This is a genomic window from Kitasatospora sp. NPDC001539 (assembly GCF_040298565.1).
GTDB lineage: Bacteria > Actinomycetota > Actinomycetes > Streptomycetales > Streptomycetaceae > Kitasatospora.
Map to the genome: position 1 here is coordinate 1 of NZ_JBEPAK010000040.1, position 18,951 is coordinate 18,951.

An 18,951-nucleotide genomic window follows, 5' to 3' on the forward strand; every position below is an offset into this window, starting at 1 on the left:
GTCGCCGTGCGGACGACCGGGGCCCGGGCGTTGCCGGTCAGAACACCGAGCAGCCCGACAGGGTGGTGAGGGTGTCGAGCGCGGTGACGGCGGCGACGGAGTTGCCGGCCTGGTCGAGCCGGGGGCCCCAGGCGCAGACGGCGGCCCGGCCGGGGAGTATGGCGAGGATGCCGCCGCCGACGCCGCTCTTGCCGGGCAGACCGACCCGGAAGGCGAACTCGCCGGCGGCGTCGTACGTGCCGCAGGTGAGGAGGACGGCGTTGACGCGCTTGGTCTCGCTGCGCGACATCAGCCGGGTGCCGTCGGTGCGCACGCCGTAGCGGGCCAGGAACGAGCCGGCCAGCACCAGGTCGCGGCAGCTCGCGGCGACGGCGCAGTGGGCGTAGTAGTGGTCGAGGACGGTCTCGACCGGGTTCTCCAGATTGCCGTGGCTGGCGATGAAGTGGGCCAGCGCGGCGTTGCGGTGGCCGTGCTCGGCCTCCGAGGCGGCGATCACCGGATCGGTGTCCAGCAGCTGGTTGCCGGACTCGCGGCGCAGGAACTCCCGTACCGCGCCGGAGGCGTCACCGGTCAGCGACTGCAGGCGGTCGGTGACCACCAGGGCGCCCGCGTTGATGAACGGGTTGCGCGGGATGCCGTGCTCCGTCTCCAGCTGCACCAGGGAGTTGAAGGGGTTGCCGGAGGGCTCCCGGCCGACGCCCCGCCAGAGGGCCTCGCCGCCGTCGCCGCTGTAGGCGAGGGCCAAGGCCAGCGAGAACAGCTTGGAGACGCTCTGGATGGAGAACGGGCGCTCCCACTCCCCGGCGCCGTACAACTCGCCGTCGACGGTGGCCACGGCCATGCCGAAGGCCTCCGGGTCCGCGGTGGCGAGGGCCGGGATGTAGTCGGCGACGCGGCCGAGGCCGGTGGTCGCCCGGGCGGCCGCCTCGGCGGCCTCCAGCAGCACCGGCCAGTCCAGGATCTCCCCGTCGTCCACGGCTCTCCTCCACACACCCACACTCGACGATCATGGTTCGGACCGGGCGCCGACATCGTGGTCACACCCGGTCCGACCAGTGATTATCCGTGCCGGGGGCGGTGCTCCTCGCTCGGGGTGCTGCTCCCCGCCGGGGCCCTGGTCCCCACCGGGGTCCTGCTGCCCGCCCGGGTCCTGCTGCCCGCTCCGGGCGAGGCCCTGCCCGGGGCGAGGCCCCGCTCCGGGCGAGGCCCTGCCCGGGGCGAGGCCCCCGCTCAGCCCTTCAGCGGCGCCGGCCGCCGGGCCGCGGTTCCCGCCGGGGCGGTGCCCCGCGGGCCCCCGGGCTGTGCCGCGCCCCGGGCGTCGGCCTGCTCCGCGGCGGGGCTCGCGCTCAGGACCGCGCTCGGGCCCTCGCTCCGCCTCCTCCGCAGGTCCTTGAGGAGGACGACCACGGCGGTGGTGACCAGTGTCCCCGCGGCGATCGCCAGCAGGTAGAGGAACGGGCTGCCGATCAGCGGCAGCACCCAGATCCCGCCGTGCGGGGCGCGCAGGGTGGAGCCGAAGGCCATCACCAGGCCGCCCGCCGTCATGCTGCCCGCGATGCTCGCCGGGATGACCCGCAGCGGATCGGCGGCGGCGAACGGGATCGCGCCTTCGGTGATGAAGGACGCGCCGAGCACCCAGGCGGCCTTGCCGTTCTCGCGCTCCTCCGCGCTGAACAGCCGGCGGCGGACCACCGTGGCGAGCGCCAGGCCGAGCGGCGGCGTCATGCCCGCGGCCATCACGGCGGCCATCACCTTCAGGCTGCCCGCGTCCGGGGTGGCCCCGGCCGTGGTCAGGGCGCCGGCGGCGAAGGTGTACGCGACCTTGTTGAGCGGGCCGCCGAGGTCGAAGGCCATCATCGCGCCGAGCAGCAGGCCGAGCAGGACGGCGTTGCTGCCCGAGAGCCCGTTCAGCCAGTTCGTGAGGCCGGTCATCGCCGAGGCGATCGGGGAGCCCACCAGGACGAACATCAGGAACCCGACCGCCGCCACCGACAGCAGCGGGATCACCACCACCGGCATGATCCCGGCGATCGCCCGCGGCACCTTCCAGCGCACCATCCAGAGCACCAGGAACCCGGCGGCCAGGCCGGAGACGATGCCGCCGAGGAAGCCGGCGCCGACCGCCGCGGAGACCGCCCCGCCGACGATGCCCGCCGCCAGCGCCGCCCGGTCGGCGATCGCCCAGGCGATGTAGCCGGAGAGGATCGGCACCAGGAAGCCGAAGGAGGCCTTGCCGGTCTGGAACAGCAGGGCCGCCCAACTGTGCGACGAGGTCCAGTCGAAGTGGCCGAGCACGGACGGGGCGGAGGCGATCTGATACCCGCCGACGGCGAACCCGAGGGCGATCAGCAGACCGCCCGCCGCGACGAAGGGGATCATGTAGCTCACGCCGGTCATCAGGTAGCGGCGCAGGCGGTGCGCCCAGTGCTCGCCCGATCCACCGGTACGGGCGGGGGCGGCGGCCGCGGTGCCGGTGGGAGCGGCCCCCGCCGGGCGCGCACCGGAGCCGGCCTCCGCGACCAGGCGGGCGGCCTCGGCGACGAGCTCGTCCGGGCGGTTGACGCCCGCCTTCACCCCCACGTCCACGGTCGGCTTGCCCGCGAACCGGGCGCGGTCGCGGACCTCCAGGTCGTGGGCGAGGATCACCGCGTCGGCGGCGGCGATCACCTCCGGAGCGAGCGCCGTGGTGCCGGCCGAGCCCTGGGTCTCCACCGCGATCACGGCGCCGGCCCGGGCGGCGGCCAGCTCCAGGGCCTTGGCGGCCATGTACGTGTGGGCGATGCCGGTGGGGCAGGAGGTCACGGCGACCAGGCGGAGGACCCCGGCCTCCGGCTGCTCGGCGCCGGGCGGGGTGCCGGGCGGGGCTGCCGACCCGGGCGCGGCCGAGGGCTCGGGGACGGCCGAGGTCTCGGAGACGGCCGAGGTCTCGGGGACGGCTGAGCTCTCGGTGGGGACCGAGGTCTCGGGGTCGGCCGATCCGTCGGCCACGGTGGCGGACCCGGCGACCGGCGCGGCGTCCTCGCCGTTGACCAGTGCCGCCACGGCCAGCGGGCTCTCGGCCGCCCGCAGCGCACCGGTGAACGCCGGGTCCATCAGCCGGCGGGCCAGCGAGGCGAGGATCCGCAGGTGGGCGTCGTCGGCTCCGTCCGGAGCCGCGATCATGAAGACCAGGTCGGCCGGCCGGCCGTCCGGGGCGGCGAAGTCCAGGCCGCGGGCGCTGCGCCCGAAGGCCAGGCTGGGCCGGGTGACGTGCGTCGATCTGCAGTGCGGGATGCCGATGCCGTCGCCCATGCCCGTGGGGGCCTGGGCCTCGCGGGCGGCGATGTCGGCGAGGAAGCCGTCGAGGTCGGTGACCCGGCCCTCGGCGACCAGCCGCTGCGCGAGTGCGCGCAGGGCTTCGTCCTTGTCCTCGGGGGCGAGGTAGAGGTCGACGAGTGCGGGTGTGATCAGTCCGCCGGTGTCGCCCGTCGTGTCGCTCGTCAAGTCGCTCATCGTGGGTCCTTCAACTGGTGCCGGAGAGTTGTCCGTTGCCCCCGGGGTGGTGTCCGGCCGGTCCGTCCCACACGGCCCGGTCGGAAGTCGTCGCGTCAGCCGCCGAGCGTCCGCTCCAGCGGGAGGTCCGCCGTCACGGTGACCGCGGTCGGGTCCAGGTCGGCAGGGGTCGGCATCACGCTGCCCGGCAGCCGGACGGCGGCGGCGCCGTGCGCCAGGGCCGCCGCGAGCGCCTGCGTCCCGCTGCCGCCCGCACCGAGGAAGCCGGCCAGCGAGGCGTCCCCGGCTCCCACGTCGCTGCGCACGGCGGTGACCGGCGCCGTCCCGTACCAACTGCCCTCCTCGGCGATCAGCAGCATGCCGTCGGCGCCGAGGCTGGCCAGCACCTGCTGGGCGCCGAGCTTGCGCAGCTCGCCCGCCGCGTCGACGGCGTCGCCGACGGTGGCGATCGGCCGGCCGACGGCCTCGGCGAGTTCCTCGCGGTTGGGCTTGACCACGTCCGGGCGGGCGGAGAGCGCCGCGAGCAGCGCCGGCCCGGAGGTGTCCAGGGCGATCCGGGCGCCGTCCGCGTGCACCCGGCCGACCAGCTCGGCGTACCACTCGGGGGCCAGCCCGCGCGGCAGGCTGCCGCAGCAGGCCAGCCAGCCGACGCCGTCCCCGGCGCCCTTCGCCCCCCGCTGCGTCTCGGCGACCCGCGCCAGCAGGGCGGCCGACTCGGCGGGGCTGAGCTCGGGGCCGGCCGCGTTGACCTTGGTCAGGCTGCCGCCGGCCTCGGCGATCGAGACGTTGATCCGGGTGTCGCCGGCGATCGGGAGGGCGGCCACCCCGATGCCCTGGCGGCGGAGCAGTTCGGCGAGCAACCGGCCGGCCGGGCCGCCGAGCGGCAGGACGGCGGTGGTGCGGTGACCGGCGGCGGTGAGCGCCCGGGAGACGTTGACGCCCTTGCCGCCCGGGTCCAGCCGGTCGTGCGCGGCCCGGTTGACCTCGCCGACCGCGAGGGCGGGCAGCTCGTACGTGCGGTCCAGGCTGGGGTTCGGGGTGATGGTGACGATCATGCGCGGATGACTTCCGGTCCTTCGGGTCCGAGGTTCTCGATCTGGGCGGCCTGCTCGTCGGTCAGTCCGGTGTCCGTGACCAGCACGTCCACCTGGCTGAGCGAGCCGAACCGGGCGAAGTGGCGGGCGCCGTACTTGGCGGAGTCGGCGAGCAGGACCACCCGGCGGGCGCCGGTCAGCATCGCCCGCTTGACGGCCGCCTCGGCGAGGTCGGGGGTGGTCAGTCCGTCCTCGGCGGAGAACCCGTTGGTGGCGACGACGGCGACGTCCGGGTGGATGTCGGCGAGGTCGCGCAGCGCCCAGGAGTCCACGGCGGCGTGGGTGCGGTGGCGCAGCCGTCCGCCGATCAGGTGGAGGGTGAGCGAGGGGTGGTCGACCAGCCGGGCGGCGACGGGCAGGGCGTTGGTGACGACGGTCAGGGCGGACTCGACGGGCAGCTGCGCGGCGAGCCGGGAGACGGTCGTCCCCGCGTCCAGCAGCACGGTGCCCTCGGTGGGCAGCAGGGCGAGCGCGGCCTTGGCGATCCGCTCCTTCTCGGCGGCGGCGGTGGAGTCCCGCTCGGCCAGGCCGGGTTCCAGGTGCAGGGCACCGGCCGGGAGCGCACCCCCGTGCACCCGGTGCAGCAGGCCGGCCTGGACGAGGGTGGTCAGGTCGCGCCGGATGGTCTCCTGCGTGACGCCGAAGTCCTCGGCCAGCGTCGGCACGTCGACCCGGCCGCGCTTCTGGGCGAGGCGGAGGATCTCCTGCTGCCGCTCGGGTGCGTACATGTGGGATCAGGTCCGTTTCATGTCTGTTTACGCCTGGTTAAGCGAGAGAGTACGCCGTCCGGGCGGAAAAGCAAGCCATCGGTCGACTGGAGCGGCGTTTTTGTTTCTGTGGTTTCCGGTGCCCGGATGTGTTGACATGGGCGGAGAACCGGGCGTAGAACCAATCCCGACACCACGCCCCCACCGGCGTGGGACACGGACACCACCCGACAGGCCGAATCCCCGGGCCGCGCACCTGCCCCCGAGCGCAGCGCCCGACCCTGTCCGTAGCCGTCCGTCACGGACCGGCCGCCGGGTTCCCACCCCGGCGCCGCCGCCCCTCACCCACCCTCGCGATTGGACAACGCCCATGCACTCGATCCAGGTGGCCGTCGGCTCCCGCAGTGGCCTGCACGCCCGTCCGGCCTCGCAGTTCGTCCAGGCTGCCGCCCGGCAGACCGTCAAGGTCACCGTCGGGCGTCCCGGGCAGCCCGCCGTGGACGCCCGCAGCCTGCTCTCCGTCCTCGCGCTGGCGGCGAGCCAGGGCGAGGTGCTGGAGCTGGCGGCGGAGGGCGAGAAGGCCCCGGCGGCGCTCACGGCACTCGCCGAGGTGCTGGCCGCCGACCACGACGCGGCGGCCTGACACCGCCGGGCCTACGGCGCGGCGAGGCGGGCGCTGGGCCTCATGGCGCGGTGGGCCGGTCGTCGCGGTTCACGGCGCGGCGGGGCGGGCGCTGGTCCTCATGGCGCGGTGGGCCGGTCGTCGCGGTTCACGGCGCGGTTCGGTGGTCGTCGGGCCGGTCGTCGCGGCTCACGGCGCGGTTCGGTGGGCGTCGGGGCGTCGTCGCGGCTCACGTCGCGGTTCGGTGGTCGTCCGGACTCACGGCGCGTTGGTCGGGGCCTGGAGTGGCGGCCCGGTGAGCAGCGTTCCGGCCTCCGAGTAGGGCCAGCCGTTGGGGACGCACCCGTGCAGCCCCTTGATCTGCTGCATCATCACCGGCGCCGGGGCTCCTGGGCCCGGGCAGTCCACGTGGCCGTTCCCGAGGATGTGGCCGACCTCGTGGTTGACGGCGAGCGCGTGGTACAGCTCGGGCTGCCCCCGGTAGAACTCGGACAGCTCGGTCCAGCGCTTGAGGTTGATCACGACCTGGTGGGTGACCCCGCAGTTGACGGTGCCTCCGGTGTCCAGGCCGTACTGGCCGCAGATCCGGTCGGTGGAGCGCGGGGTGGCCAGGTAGACCGTGAAGTCCACCGGGTCCGCGGCCACCCGCTGGAACGAGGCGGTGTTCCCGGCGGCCCAGCCGCGCCGGGTGTCGCCGAGGACCGCGTCCACCTCGGCGGCGAACTGCGCGGGAGTCTCGTCGATCCCGTCCTCCACCCGCACCTTGTACCGGTAGAGGTGCTCCCCGGTGCCGAAGCGGGCGGAGCCGCCCGACGCGGTGGTGAAGGCCAGCGGCGCGGGGCCGGTGTGCCAGGGCTGCCACCAGAGCACACCGCCCGTCACCGCCGCGACCAGCGCCAGGGCGAGCGCGCCGTGCCAGGGCTTCCAACGCCTGCGGGATGTGGGGGCCATGGGTGGGTACTCCTGAGCCGGACGGAAAAGCGGTGCATCAGGAGGGACGTCCGAACCGGCGGCGTCGGTTCAGTCCGGATCGGTCACACGTTCGGTGGCGCGTGCGCACGGCGGCCCGGGCGGGGCTTCGGCGCGGGTCAAAAGCTCGGGTCAGGAGCTCGGGTCGGGAGCTCGGGTCAGCGGCCCGGGCGGGGGTCCGGGCGATGGGCCCGGCGGCTGCGTCGGGCGCGCGGGCCGGGCGGTTCCCGGAACCACCCGAAGGTGCCACCCGTGCGGCGTGTCCCTGGGGATCGGCGGCGGATTCCGCTGTTGTGGTGCGGGCCGACCGGTTCGGCCGGTCCGACCGCCCTCTGCACGCCGTCGCCCACCGGGCGGCCGCGTGCGGAGGGCTCGGACCCCGGGCGCACGGCGCCCACCCACCACACGCACCAGACGCACAGCGGAGGCACCCCCCATGTCCATCACCACCGTCCTCACCGTCTCCGGCATGAGCTGCGGCCACTGCGAGAAGACGGTGAGCGCCGGCCTGGCCGCCATCGACGGTGTCACCGACGTCGTCGCGGACGCCGGGAGCGGCCGGGTCACCGTCGCCTCCGCCCTGCCGCTGGACGAATCGGCGGTGCGCAGCGTGGTGGACGGGGCCGGCTTCACGCTCGTCGGACAGATCTGACCCCGTGCGGTGGGGCCGCCGCCGCGCACCGGTGACGGCCCCGCCGCTGGTCAGCCCATGCTCTTCGCGCCGTCCAGGGACTCCCGGATGATGTCGGCGTGGCCCGCGTGCTGGGCGGTCTCGGCGATGATGTGCATCAGCACCCGGCGGGCCGACCACGAGGCCCCGGCCTCGAACCAGGGAGCCGAGGGCAGCGGGTGGGCGGCGCCCAGGTCGGGCAGGGTGGCCACCAACTCGTCGGTGCGGCGCGCCACCTCGTCGTAGTCGGCGAGCACTCCGGCCAGCGTCTCCCCGGGCAGCATCCGGAACTCGTCGGCGCGGCGGGCGAAGTCGGCCTCCGTCATGGCGGTGAAGTCGGGCATCGCGGACGGGCCCTCGACGATGAAGGCCGCCCAGGTGCGCTCGACGGACGTCACGTGCTTGACCAGGCCGCCCAGGCACAGCTCGCTCGCGGTGGTGCGCCGACCGGCCTGCTCGTCGGTGAGGTCACGGGTGGTGAAGCGCAGGAAGTGCCGCTGCTGCCCCAGTGCCACCAGGAAGTCGGCGCGCTCACCGGTCACGGCGGGCGCGGTGGCGGCGGTGGGGGTGGCGGGGGTGGTCGTGGTCATGGCTCTGGCCTTCCGTTTCGGTTCCTGCTCCCTCGGACAGGAACAACGTTACGGAGCATTGCGGCCACTTCCTGTCCTGAATGCGCCGACAATCGAGACATGGCGAACACCAGCGCCCGGACCCTGCGACTCCTCTCCCTGCTCCAGACCCACCGCTACTGGCCCGGCGAGGAACTGGCCGACCGGCTCGGCGTCTCCGTCCGCACCCTGCGCCGCGACATCGACCGGCTGCGCGAACTCGGTTACCCCGTCGAGGCGCAGCGCGGGGTCGACGGCGGCTACCAGCTGGCGGCGGGCGCGGCACTGCCCCCGCTGGTCATCGACGACGAGGAGGCGGTCGCGCTCGCGGTCGGCCTCCAGGCGGCGGCGGAGAGCCCGGTCGAGGGCGTGGGCGAGGCCTCGGTGCGGGTGCTGGCCAAGGTCGTCCAGGTCATGCCCGCGCGGCTGCGCCGCCGGGTCGAGGCGCTGCGCGCGGTGACCGTCCCGGTCGACTGGGGCCGTTCGGCCGGCTCCGGCGTCGACCCGGACGCCCTCACGGTGGTCGCTCTGGCCTGCCGTGACGGCGAACGGCTCCGCTTCTCGTACACCGCCGCCTCCGGGCCCCGTACGGAACGCCACGTGGAGCCGCACCGGCTGGTCTGCCTCGACCGCCGCTGGTACCTGGTCGCCTACGACCTGGACCGCGCCGCCTGGCGCAGTTTCCGCCTGGACCGCCTCACCGCCCCGCACGGCAGCGGCGCCCGCTTCGCCCAGCGTGCGCTGCCCGCGGCCGACGCGGCCGAGTTCGTCCGCGCGGGGCGCAACGGCATGCCCCGGCCGCACCGGGTCGAGGCCGTGGTGGAGGCCCCGGCCGAGTACGTTCGCGCCCGGGTGGGCCGGTGGGGCGAGGTCGAGGCGGCGGGCCCCGAGCGGTGCCGGCTCGTGATGACGGCGGACTCGCTGGACTGGCCCGCGATGGCCCTGGGATCACTGGGGGCGGAGTTCCGGGTCGTCGGGCCGCCCGAGCTGCGGGCGCTGGTCGCGGAGTGGGCGGCCCGCTTCGGACGGGCGGCGGGCGGCGGGAAGGTCGAGCCGGAGGAGGCGTAGAGCACGAGCAGGACAGCGGCAGCACACGAGAAGTCGGCGCCACCGACTTCTCGTGCCGGGTGCTTCGCCGTCCGTTCGCAGACGGGCTGATAACCGCTTGGCCCCGCAGGGCGGGCGGGGCGATCATGGCGGGATGTCCGATCTGCTCGAGCGGGTGACCGCCTTCCGCACCGCCTTCGCCCGTCGACAAGCTGCCGAGGTCGTCGAACGTCCCGAATTCCCCGGGGTGTTCGCGGTCCGGGACGAGGAGTTCGCGCTCTCCCACGAGCACAACCACCTGGTGGTGACGGGCCCGGGTACGGATCCGGCCGGGCTCCCCGAGTTGGCGGCGCGGTGGCTCGGGCCGCGCCCGCAGTACGCGATCACCGTGCTGGACGACGCGTTGGGCGAGCGGGCCGCCCCGGTGCTGGTCGAGGCCGGCTACGAGTGGGCCACCGTCGTCACCCTGGTCCGCGACACCGCGGGCTGCGAGCTGCCCGAACCGGCCGCGCTGCCGGTCGAGTTGGCCGAGCTGAGGGGGGCGGTGCTGCGCCAGCAGTCCGAGTGGTTCGAAGGCGCGGAGCTGAGCCGCCAACTGACCGACCGCCGGGCCGCCCGGTTGCGCGGCGCCGAACAGGTGCGGTTCCTGGCCGCCCGGACGTCGGAGGGCGGCATCGCGGCGTGGGCCGACCTCTACCTCGACCGGGCAGCCGGGCTGGCCCAGGTGGAGGACCTGGTCACCGATGCCCGGCACCGCGGTGCGGGCCACGGTGACACGGTGCTCGCCACCGGTCTGGCGCTCGCGGCCGCCGCCGGGATCCCCCAGCTGTTCCTCCTGGCGGACGCCGCCGACTGGCCCCGGACGTGGTACGGGCGGCGGGGCTTCACCGAGATCGGCCGCAGCCACTCCTTCCACTCGCGCTGAGCGGCGCCGGCGGTACGGCCGGGGGCCGGCCGCTCCCGGGCCGGCGGCGCGGGCCGGGCTGGCCAGGCTCGGTGAGCCGGTGGCCTCCTCGCGGGCCGCGTTCGGCGTCCGCTTCGACCCGGTCGGTGAGCGCGTCGCGTTCGTCGACGAGCTGGGTCGGGTGATCGACGACGACCGTGCGCTGCTGGTGCTGCTGGACCTGGTCGCGGCCGAGCGGCGCAGCGGGCAGGTGGCGTTGCCGGTGACGACGACCCGGATCGCCGCGCAGGTCGCGGCGTACCACGGGACCCAGGTCATCTGGACCACGACGACGCCGGACGACCTGGCCGAGGCGGCCTCCGCCGAGGGCACGGTGTTCGGTGGGGACGGGCGCGGCGGCCTTCGTCCGGCTGGGAGGTCCGGTCGCCCGCCTCAGCTGACGCTGAGCCAGATCAACGCCCGGACCCGCAGGCGCACATCCGGCGCCGGGACATCGCGACATCGTCGCGGAGGGTCCGCGGGCGGCGGGGCCACCGACTGGGTCAGGGAGCGGCCGGGTCAGCGAGTGCCCGACGGGCCGGCGGCCGTCGCCGTCCGTCCGCAGTGAGCCGCGACGGTGTCGGCGAAGGCGCGGGCCGGCGGGTACAGGGTGTCCCAGTCGCGCAGCGCCCAGCCGACGGTGAGGCCGGGCAGGTCGGGCAGCGGCAGCAGCCGCAGGCCGGGGTGGCCGGGCCCCTGCCACTCGGGGAGCGCGGGCACCACGGCCTGGCCCAGGCCGAGTTTGGCCAGCAGGATCGCGGTGTCCCAGTCCGTGACGCTGGTGTCGAAGGCCGGACGGATGCCCGACTTGCCCAGCCAGTCGTCGAGTTGGGACCGGGACACCGAGTTCTGGGGGAGCCCGATGAGCCGGGCGTCCTGGAGGTCGGCGGGTTCGATGCGGTCCCGGGCGGCGAGGGGGTCGTCGGCGGCGACGGCGAGGACCCAGGGCAGATCCACCACGGGCCGCTGGTCGATGCCCCGGACCGGGGCGCCGAGGGTGATCCAGGCCAGGTCGACGTGCCCGGCGGTGAGCGCCTCCAGACAGCTGCGGCTGGAGACCACGGTCTGGAACTCCAGGCTGACCCGCGGGAACCGCTGCCGGAAGTCCACCACGGCCCCGGACATGAAGTGCCGGATGCTGGTCGCGCCGGTGGTGATCCGCACCGACCCGCCCTCACCGCGGGCGAGTTCGGCGATGGTGCGCAGGGCGTGGTCGATCCCGCCCAGTCCGCTGGCCACCGCCGTCTGCAGGTGGCGCCCGGCCGCGGTGGGCACGACGCCGCGCGGGTGCCGCTCGATCAGGGGCAACCCGAGTTCGCGCTCCAGCCGCTTCACGTGCTGGCTGACGGCGGACTGGCTGCAGGCCAGGTCGCGGGCGACGGCGCTGAGCGAACCGGCCCGGCAGACGGCGGCGAAGACGCGGAGGTCGTCAAGGGTCACCGGCCCAAGGTAATGCTTGGGTGTGCCCCAGCAAACCGGCGGATTGACTTGGGTGTTCGGCAGGATCGATCATCGGTGGCAGGGCCCACGAGAAGGGCGGCAACCCGCCCGCTGCCTTCGCGGCGTTCCGGACGCCGGGGCGGGGGCACGGCGGGTGCCGACCCGCACGCGGGCCCACGAGCGGGATCGGCGGCACCAGCGGTAGCGGTGATGCCGGTGGTTCCTGTAAGCGAGTGGCGCCGGTGACAGGGTGACAGAACGTCAGGTACGGAGGGGGAGCGGAATGCGGTACGCCGACGGTCCGGGTACGCAGAGCGAGGTGTTCGTCGAGGCGCCGGTCGAGCGGGTCTGGGAGCTGGTGACCGACATCGCCCTGCCCGCCCGGCTCAGCCCGGAGCTGCAGCGGGTCGCGTGGCTGGACGGCGCGGACGGCCCCGCCGTGGGCGCGCGCTTCGAGGGGCACAACCGGCGGGCGGACATGCCCGACTGGCGGACGGTCTCCGAGGTGGTCGAACTGACGGAGTGCCGCGCCTTCGCCTGGGCCGTCCTGGACGTCGACGGCCACTACGGCGAGCCGGTCACGGAGGTGGCCGGCGCGCTCGCCCGTTGGCGCTTCGACCTGATCCCCGAGGACGGCGGCACCCGGGTGCGCCAGTCGACGGTCCTCGGCCCCGGCCGCAGCGGGATCACCCGGTTCATCGAGTCCCGGCCGGAGGCCGAGGAGCGGATCGTCGAGTTCCGGCTGGAGGAACTGCGCAGCGGGATGGCGGCGACCCTGGCGGGCATCAAGTCCCTGGCCGAGGCGAAGCGTTAGGCCCGCGGGCGTGGAGGGGGACTTCGCGAGCCTGCTGGAGGCGGTCCGGGCCTCGGCGGAGCGGCTGGACGCGAGCACCGTACGGCTGACCGACCGGCAGGCCCGGGAACCGTCGCTGCTGCCCGGCTGGACCCGGGGCCACGTCCTCACCCATCTCGCCTCCAGCGCCGGCGCGTACCGGTGGATGCTCGCGGTGGCCCGTACCGGCACCCCGCCCGGGCCGCGCCCCGACTCCGCCGAGTTGGCACGGCGGTTGCGCGAAGGCGCGGGCCGGGGCGCCGACGCACTGGTCGCGGACCTGCGGAGCGGCCTGGACGGGCTGCTGGCGGACGCGGCGGCACTGCCCGCCGGTCGCCGGACGGTGCTGGTCACCGCGCTGGCGGGGTGGCGGCACCCCGCCTGGTACGTCCTGTGGCGGGCCTGGCGGGAGCTGGAGGTGCACCACGTGGACCTCCAGCTCGGCTACGGCCCGCGCGGGTGGCCGCGGGCGTTCGTCCTGCGGGCGTTGGAGGAGAGCACGGCGGCGTTGGCCGAGCGGGAGGTCCCGGTGGCCCGGGTCGAGGCCGAGGACCTCGGCCGCAGCTGGGCCCTGGGCGGCGGGCCGGGACCGGTGGTGCGCGGCCCGGGGCACGCGCTGCTCGCCTGGTTCGCGGGCCGCGGGTCGGCGGCGGCCCTGTACTCGGACGCTCCGCTGCCGGGGCTGCCGCCGTGGCCGCTGCCGCCGGTGCCCGGCTGGGGGTGACCGCCGGACAGCCGCCCCGCTCTTCCGGCCGGTCTGCTGCTGCCCGGCACGCCGCCGTGCTGTGCCGGCGCCCAGGCGTGCGGCGCTGGTGGAGGTCGTCCCGATGCCGTGGGCGTTGCGGGGGAGTCGGCGCCGTGGCCCCGGCCGGTGGCTCCCGCCGGGGTGAAGCCCGCCCACCGTGCGCGATCCTGCGGCGGACCGGTGGCCGGCCGGGACGGCCCGGCCGATGACCGCTACCAGGAGAGCGGGTAGCGGACCGGATGTCCGCCGATCCGGCCGGGCAGCAGGCCGACCCCCACCAGGAGCACGGCGGCCAGCCCGAGCAGCGGAACGAACGGCACCGGCCGCGGGGCCTGGAGGACCACGATGACGGCGGTCGCCACGGCCGGGGAGTGCGAGAGGCGGGTGAGCATCATCGCGCCCAGCGCGAGCCCGGCGGCGATGGCCGCGGCCCAGGTGGTGCTGCCGGTGACGGCCAGGGTGGCGAAGCCGATCACGGCCGACAGCAGGTGACCGCCCACCAGGTTGCGCGGCTGCGAGATCGACAGTCCGGGCGCGCCGTGGACCAGCGCCGCGCTCGCCGCCAACGGCGGGATCAGGAGGGGCTGGTGGAGCAGCACGCCGATGCCGGCGAGGACGAGAAGGGCGCCGACGGCGAAGGCGGTGGCCTTCAGCGCGTGCAGGGGGTGCGGCCGGGGCGGCCCGGGCGGGCGGTGTGTCGTGGCAGACGGCGCTGCGGCAGGCGGCGTCGGGGCGGTCGGCGCCGGGCTGGGCGCTGCCGGGCTGGGCACGGGCGGAGAGGACACGGGGGCGGGCATGGTGCGGGTGGGCTCCGGACTGGGGTTGGGGGCCCGTAGATCCTAAACAGACTGTTGAAGGAAGGGCAGGGCGTTCCGCCTGCTGGACGGATCGCCGAGCCCGGGCTCGAACCACCGTCCGGAGCCCGCCCGCACCGGGCCGGAGCCCGCCCGCACCGGGCCGGGGCCCGCCCGCACCGGGCCGGAGGGCGGCCCGCACCGGGCCGGGCACCCGACTCCGCTCCGACGACGGGGTGGGGCGTCCGGTCCGGCCCGGTGGCGTGCGCCGGACGGCGCGCCCGCGGTCGTCAGCCGAGCACCTCCGCGCGGTGGGTGGGACGCCCGTCCATGACGGTGAGCAGGACCGGCAGCTCGGCGAGTTCGCCGTCGGGGGTGGTGAGCGGGTCGGCGGCCAGGACGGTGAGGTCGGCGCGATGGCCGACGGCGATGCGGCCTGCCAGCTGCTCCTCGCCCGCCGCGAAGGCGGCGTTGACGGTCATCGCGCGCAGTGCCTGCAGGGCGGTGAGCGCCTGCCCGGGGTTGTGCGGCGGCTGGCCGAGGTCGCGGGTGGGGCGGCGGTGGCGGGCGCCGGCCATGACGCCCAGCGGCGGGTACGGGGCGATCGGCCAGTCGGAGCCCAGGACGACGGTCGCGCCGGCGTCCCAGAGGTCGCGGCAGCGCCAGGCGCGGTCGGCGCGCTCCTCCCCGAGCCGCCGGGACCAGTTGTCGGTGTGGTCGGCCCGGGTGAAGTCGCAGCAGTGGGTGGGCTGCATCGAGGCGACCACGCCCAGCTCGGCGAAGCGCCGGACGAGCTCGTCGGGGACGGTCTCGATGTGCTCGATCCGGTGGCGGACGGGCCTCGTCGCGGCTGCGGAGCCGGCGGCCCGGCCGTCGGAGGAGCGGGTGGCCGGGCCGCCGGTCGAGCCACCGGCCGGGCCGTCGGCCGAAGCCTTCGCGACGGAGTCGAGCGCGTGCCGGACGGCGGCGTCGCCGATGGCGTGGGTGGCGGTCGGTACGCCGGCCCGGTGCAGCTGTCCGATGACGTGGGTGTAGTGCGCCGGGTCGGGCCAGAAGGCGTGGGTGGACTCGCCGTGGCAGTCGGGGCGCTCCAGCCAGGCGGTGCCGTTGTCGATGGTGCCGTCCATGAACAGCTTGACGCCGTCCACCCGCCACGACGTCCCGCCGCGGCCCTGGAGTCCGATCAGCGCCCGCAGCCCGTCCTCGTCCACGCCGGGCTGACACCAGGGCGCGACCCGCAGGCGCAGCGGCAGCTCACCGGCCTCGTCGAGTTCGGCGTAGAGCTCGAGGCTGTCGCCGTTCGCGTCCATCGCGTGGCCGCCGGTGAGGCCGGTCGCGGCCATCGCGCGCAGGGCGGCGGCGAGGCGCTCGCGGCGCTCGGTGCGGGTGGGCTGCGGGGCGACGCGCTCGACCAGTTCGCAGGCGGCGTCCTCCAGCAGCAGACCGGTGGGGTGGCCGTCGGCGTCGCAGACCACCTCGGCGGCCTGGTCGAAGCTGCGCGGGCCGTCGACGCCGGCGAGCTCCAGGGCGCGCGGGCTGGCGAGCATGGAATGGGCGTCGAAGAGCTGGAGGAGCGCGGGGACGCCGTCGAGCACCGGGGCGAGCGCCGCCGCCTCCACCGGGCGGCCGCCGAAGGCGTTCGGGTCCAGGCCCCATGCGTGCAGCCAGGCGCCGGGGGCGAGTCGGCGCACCTCCGCGGCGAGCGCGGCGCGGACCTCGGCCAGATCGGTGCAGCCGGAGAGGTCCAGGCCGTGGGTGAGCTCGGCGCCGGTGACCGGGTGCAGGTGGCCGTCGACCAGGCCGGGGGTCACCACGGCGCCCCTGAGGTCGATCACCGTGGTGGCGGCGTCGGCGAGTTCCCGGATCGTGCGGTCGTCGCCGAGGGCGGCGATCCGGCCGTCGACCACGGCGAGGGCAGTCTGCGGGAGGAAGCCGCCGGTCGCGGGGTCGAGCAGGCGGGCGGAGAGGAGGACGAGGGAGGTGCGCACTTCAGCTCCTGCGGTCGGGCGGGGTGGGGGAGTGGGGGTCAGGCCGGGTCCACCGTGGGGCTGAACGTGCCTTCCGGCAGGCCGAGTTCGCGCTCGGCGGTGGCGGCGGCGAACCGGGTGGCGGCGGACGGGTGGTTGCCCAGGCCGGTGTTGGCGTGGCCGGCCAGGCCGTCGATCACCACCAGGATCCGGACGGCCGCCAGGAGGGCGTCCTCGGCGCGGAACTGGCCGCGGTCGACGCCGTCCCGGACGACGGAGCTGAGGCGGCCGCGCCAGAGGTGCTCCTGGGTGAGGACGCGCTCGCGCAGGACGGGGCGGTAGCGGCTGAGGTGGCGGGCGTTGAGCCAGAGCCGGCTCATGTCGTCGTAGGCGGGGCCGGTGGTGCGGGCGAAGAAGTCGGTGAGCAGGTCCAGGGGGGAGGCGTCCGGCGCTCCGACGGGCAGCAGCGACTCCAGTTCGGCGGTGGCGGCGCTGCCGAAGGCCTCGGCGACCAGGTCCTCGACGGCCGGGAAGTAGTGGCTGATCAGGCCCGGCCGGACGGCGAGTTGGTCGGCGATCCGGCGCAGGGTGATGCACTCCAGGCCCTCGGTGAGCGCGACGGTGGCCGCGGCCCCGACGATCTCCGCCCGTCGGTCGTCGGGGGATTTCCGGATCCGTTTGCGCTGAACGCTTGACGTCATGTGCCGGATGCTATTGAGTGTGCGACCAATAAGCAAGAAGGTGGGCACGACACCCCCAGATGGAGGGCCCCCAATGGCGTCCACGCTCCCGGACCACCCCCACTCCCCCCAGGACCCGGGCACGGCCCCGCCGCTCCCGCACCCCCAGCACGAGCGCGCCGGCCGGATCGAAGTCCACGGCATCGACCACATCCCCGAGTCCGAACGGCGCGGCCGCGCCCGGGAACTCTTCTCCGTCTGGGCGGCGGCCAACGTCAACTACCTCAACCTGGTGGTCGGCGGCGCCCTCGTCATCAGCGGGCTCAGCCCCTGGCAGGCCTTCGCGGTGGTCGTCGTCGGCAACCTGTTCTGGCTGGGCACCGGCCTGCTCGCGGTCTCCGGACCGGCCGCCGGCGCGCCCAGCGAGGTGATCACGCGCACGATGTACGGCATCCGCGGAAACCGGGTGAACAACGCCGTCACCGGCTGGATGATCTCCGTCTGCTACTTCGCGCTGAACCTCGCCGCGGCGGCGGTCGCCGCGTTCTCGCTCGCCGAGGAAGCCGGGATCACGCCCGACACCCCGATCAAGATCGCCATCGTGATCGCGATCACCGTGGTCACCCTCACCATCAGCGTCTACGGCCACGCCATGATCGTGCGGCTCTACCTGCCGATCACCCTCGTGCTCGCCGCCGCCTTCGCCGTCGTCGGTTACGAGATCCTCCGGCACGCCGACTTCGGGTGGAGCCAGCCCCGACCGCTCACGGGCGCCGGACTCTGGGCGGCCGTGCTGGCGGGCACCACCCTGATCGCCTCGGGCCCGCTCTCCTACACCACCAGCGCCGACTTCTCCCGCTACCTGCCCGCCACCACCTCCCCCCGCGCCGTCCTCGGCTGGACCGCCCTCGGCGGCTTCCTGCCGAGTGCAGCCGTCGGCGGCCTCGGCGTGCTGGCGGCCACCGCCGTCGACATGACCGACCCGCAGGCCGCCCTCCAGAAGATCCTCCCCGGCTGGTTCAACCCCGTCTTCCTGCTCTCCCTCGTCGTCGGCACCATCGCCGTCAACGCGCTCACCGCCTACAGCGCCGGCCTCGCCCTCCAGGCGGTCGGCATCCGGATCCGGCGGACGCTCAGCGTGCTCGTGGACGGCACCGTCGCCGTCGCGCTGACCCTGTACGCGCTGCTGGTCTCCAACTTCCTCGACACGGTCAGCAACGTGCTCCAGCTGACGGTGGTCCTCCTCGGCCCCAGCACCGCCATCTACGCCGCCGACATCCTGCTCCGGCGCAACCGCTACGACGGGCGCGCCCTCACCGACGAGTCCCCGGGCAGCCCCTTCTGGTACCGCGCCGGCTTCAACCCCGCCGGAGCCCTGGCCCTCGCAGCCGGTGTCGCCACCTCCGCGCTGTGCGTCGACACCCTCTACACCGGCCCGGTGGCGGCGCTGACGGGCGTGGACCTCGCCCTGCCCGTCGGCATGCTGGTCGCGGCCGCGGTCTACATCTCCCTGATGCGGCGGATCTCCACGCGACGCAGCGCCTGACCTGCGCGTGCTCGGGCGCGCGGTGAACGCCGCGCGCCTCGCACCTCCCCACCGGTGCACCGGTGCACCTTGCGGCTGCGTCGGAAGTCGGGCCCGCCGACTTCTGGCGCAGCCGCGTACGTGTTTGGTGCGGCGGCGAGGGGAGAGGGGCCAACATTCGCCCCGGGTGTGCGAAGGGCGGGAACCGCCGCCTGGCCGTTGACCGATGACCGAGCACCGGCACAGGAAGTCGGGCCCGCCGACTTCTGGCGCACCTGCGTACGTGTTTGGTGCGGCGGCGAGGGGAGAGGGGCCAATTTTGCCCCGGGTGTGCGAAGGGCGGGAACCGCCGTCTGACCGTGGATCGATGACCGAGCACCGGCACAGGAAGTCGGACCCGCCGACTTCTGGCGCAGCCGCATGCGGGTCCGGGGCGGCGGCGAGGGGAGAGGGGCCAATGTTCCCCCGGGTGTGGGAGGGCTGGAGATGCCTGCTGGCCGTGGGCCGACGATCGGGTTGCGCCGGAAGTCGGACCCGTCGACTTTTGGCGAAGCCGCGTACGTGTCCGGGGCGGCAGGGCAGCGCCGGAACCAGCAGAGGAACACGACAACGGTGGCGAGGAACAACGGCAGGGAGACCGGTGCGAACTGTGCGAAGAGCTCCGACCTGCGCGGCGAGGGCCAGGCGCCGGGGGTCGGCCACCGGGCCGCTGTAGGCCAGGGCGCGCGGAAACGGCGCATGACGACTTGCTGCGGCGTTCACTGCCGGCCCCGCCAACACGCCTGCGGTGCTGGTCACGCGCAGAGAGCGCCTGAA

The 18,951-nt window shown here is 75.2% G+C and carries 17 protein-coding genes and 1 pseudogene; 8 read left to right on the plus strand and 10 right to left on the minus strand.

Annotated elements, in window-relative coordinates; all coding sequences use genetic code 11:
• Window positions 1–37: 37 nt before the first annotated feature.
• From ABT247_RS09710 to ABT247_RS09725, 4 genes are all read right to left on the minus strand, one after another.
• Window positions 38–958, minus strand: coding sequence for a glutaminase (locus ABT247_RS09710; RefSeq protein WP_502892420.1), 921 nt, complete (start codon window positions 956–958; stop codon window positions 38–40).
• 272 nt (window positions 959–1,230) lie between these two features.
• On the minus strand, window positions 1,231–3,492 hold the full coding sequence (locus tag ABT247_RS09715; RefSeq protein WP_350740693.1) for a PTS fructose transporter subunit IIABC: 2,262 nt from the start codon (window positions 3,490–3,492) through the stop codon (window positions 1,231–1,233).
• A 95-nt stretch (window positions 3,493–3,587) separates the two neighbouring features.
• Complete coding sequence (gene pfkB, locus ABT247_RS09720) at window positions 3,588–4,547, minus strand: 1-phosphofructokinase (protein ID WP_350740695.1); 960 nt, start codon at window positions 4,545–4,547, stop codon at window positions 3,588–3,590.
• The gene (locus ABT247_RS09725) at window positions 4,544–5,314 is read right to left on the minus strand and encodes a DeoR/GlpR family DNA-binding transcription regulator (RefSeq protein WP_350740697.1); all 771 of its coding nucleotides are present in this window, start codon (window positions 5,312–5,314) and stop codon (window positions 4,544–4,546) included. Before ABT247_RS09725 ends, pfkB begins: the two co-directional genes overlap by 4 nt.
• Before the next feature lie 349 nt (window positions 5,315–5,663).
• On the opposite strand from ABT247_RS09725, the gene ABT247_RS09730 reads away from it, so the two are divergent.
• Window positions 5,664–5,936 carry an HPr family phosphocarrier protein gene (locus ABT247_RS09730; protein WP_350740699.1) on the plus strand — a complete coding sequence of 91 codons (273 nt, stop codon included), beginning with the start codon at window positions 5,664–5,666 and terminating at the stop codon, window positions 5,934–5,936.
• Window positions 5,937–6,173: 237 nt separating this feature from the next.
• Here ABT247_RS09730 and ABT247_RS09735 read toward each other — a convergent pair whose 3' ends face one another.
• Complete coding sequence (locus tag ABT247_RS09735; RefSeq protein WP_350740701.1) at window positions 6,174–6,866, minus strand: DUF3152 domain-containing protein; 693 nt, start codon at window positions 6,864–6,866, stop codon at window positions 6,174–6,176.
• A 454-nt stretch (window positions 6,867–7,320) separates the two neighbouring features.
• Between ABT247_RS09735 and ABT247_RS09740 the strand changes: the two genes are divergently transcribed.
• Window positions 7,321–7,536 (plus strand): heavy-metal-associated domain-containing protein, encoded by a 216-nt coding sequence (locus tag ABT247_RS09740; RefSeq protein ID WP_350740703.1) that lies wholly within the window; start codon window positions 7,321–7,323, stop codon window positions 7,534–7,536.
• Between the two features lie 50 nt (window positions 7,537–7,586).
• On the opposite strand, the gene ABT247_RS09745 is transcribed toward ABT247_RS09740, so the two are convergent.
• Complete coding sequence (locus ABT247_RS09745; protein WP_350740705.1) at window positions 7,587–8,144, minus strand: DinB family protein; 558 nt, start codon at window positions 8,142–8,144, stop codon at window positions 7,587–7,589.
• 99 nt (window positions 8,145–8,243) lie between these two features.
• On the opposite strand from ABT247_RS09745, the gene ABT247_RS09750 reads away from it, so the two are divergent.
• The 3 genes and pseudogenes from ABT247_RS09750 to ABT247_RS09760 form a co-directional block, all read left to right on the plus strand.
• A complete protein-coding gene (locus ABT247_RS09750) occupies window positions 8,244–9,230 on the plus strand; it encodes a helix-turn-helix transcriptional regulator (RefSeq protein WP_350740707.1) in 987 nt (328 codons plus the stop codon).
• 133 nt (window positions 9,231–9,363) lie between these two features.
• The gene (locus ABT247_RS09755; RefSeq protein ID WP_350740709.1) at window positions 9,364–10,134 is read left to right on the plus strand and encodes a GNAT family N-acetyltransferase; all 771 of its coding nucleotides are present in this window, start codon (window positions 9,364–9,366) and stop codon (window positions 10,132–10,134) included.
• Between the two features lie 25 nt (window positions 10,135–10,159).
• A pseudogene (locus tag ABT247_RS09760) lies at window positions 10,160–10,614 on the plus strand (mannose-1-phosphate guanyltransferase); the annotation flags it as partial.
• 57 nt (window positions 10,615–10,671) lie between these two features.
• Here ABT247_RS09760 and ABT247_RS09765 read toward each other — a convergent pair.
• The gene (locus ABT247_RS09765) at window positions 10,672–11,592 is read right to left on the minus strand and encodes a LysR family transcriptional regulator (protein WP_350740711.1); all 921 of its coding nucleotides are present in this window, start codon (window positions 11,590–11,592) and stop codon (window positions 10,672–10,674) included.
• A 283-nt stretch (window positions 11,593–11,875) separates the two neighbouring features.
• Here ABT247_RS09765 and ABT247_RS09770 point away from each other — a divergent pair, with 283 nt between their 5' ends.
• Together ABT247_RS09770 and ABT247_RS09775 are read left to right on the plus strand one after the other, a co-directional pair.
• Window positions 11,876–12,406, plus strand: coding sequence for an SRPBCC family protein (locus ABT247_RS09770; protein WP_350740713.1), 531 nt, complete (start codon window positions 11,876–11,878; stop codon window positions 12,404–12,406).
• A gap of 10 nt (window positions 12,407–12,416) precedes the next feature.
• The gene (locus ABT247_RS09775; protein WP_350740715.1) at window positions 12,417–13,148 is read left to right on the plus strand and encodes a maleylpyruvate isomerase family mycothiol-dependent enzyme; all 732 of its coding nucleotides are present in this window, start codon (window positions 12,417–12,419) and stop codon (window positions 13,146–13,148) included.
• A gap of 233 nt (window positions 13,149–13,381) precedes the next feature.
• Here ABT247_RS09775 and ABT247_RS09780 read toward each other — a convergent pair whose 3' ends face one another.
• The 3 genes from ABT247_RS09780 to ABT247_RS09790 all read right to left on the minus strand — a co-directional run bounded on the left by ABT247_RS09780 (window position 13,382) and on the right by ABT247_RS09790 (window position 16,631).
• Window positions 13,382–13,939 carry an HPP family protein gene (locus ABT247_RS09780; RefSeq protein WP_502892419.1) on the minus strand — a complete coding sequence of 186 codons (558 nt, stop codon included), beginning with the start codon at window positions 13,937–13,939 and terminating at the stop codon, window positions 13,382–13,384.
• 314 nt (window positions 13,940–14,253) lie between these two features.
• Window positions 14,254–15,951 carry an amidohydrolase gene (locus ABT247_RS09785; protein WP_350740717.1) on the minus strand — a complete coding sequence of 566 codons (1,698 nt, stop codon included), beginning with the start codon at window positions 15,949–15,951 and terminating at the stop codon, window positions 14,254–14,256.
• A gap of 38 nt (window positions 15,952–15,989) precedes the next feature.
• Window positions 15,990–16,631 (minus strand): TetR/AcrR family transcriptional regulator, encoded by a 642-nt coding sequence (locus ABT247_RS09790; protein ID WP_350740719.1) that lies wholly within the window; start codon window positions 16,629–16,631, stop codon window positions 15,990–15,992.
• A gap of 73 nt (window positions 16,632–16,704) precedes the next feature.
• On the opposite strand from ABT247_RS09790, the gene ABT247_RS09795 reads away from it, so the two are divergent.
• Window positions 16,705–18,156, plus strand: a complete 1,452-nt coding sequence (locus ABT247_RS09795) for a purine-cytosine permease family protein (RefSeq protein WP_350740721.1) — start codon at window positions 16,705–16,707, stop codon at window positions 18,154–18,156.
• The last annotated feature ends 795 nt before the right edge of the window (window positions 18,157–18,951 follow it).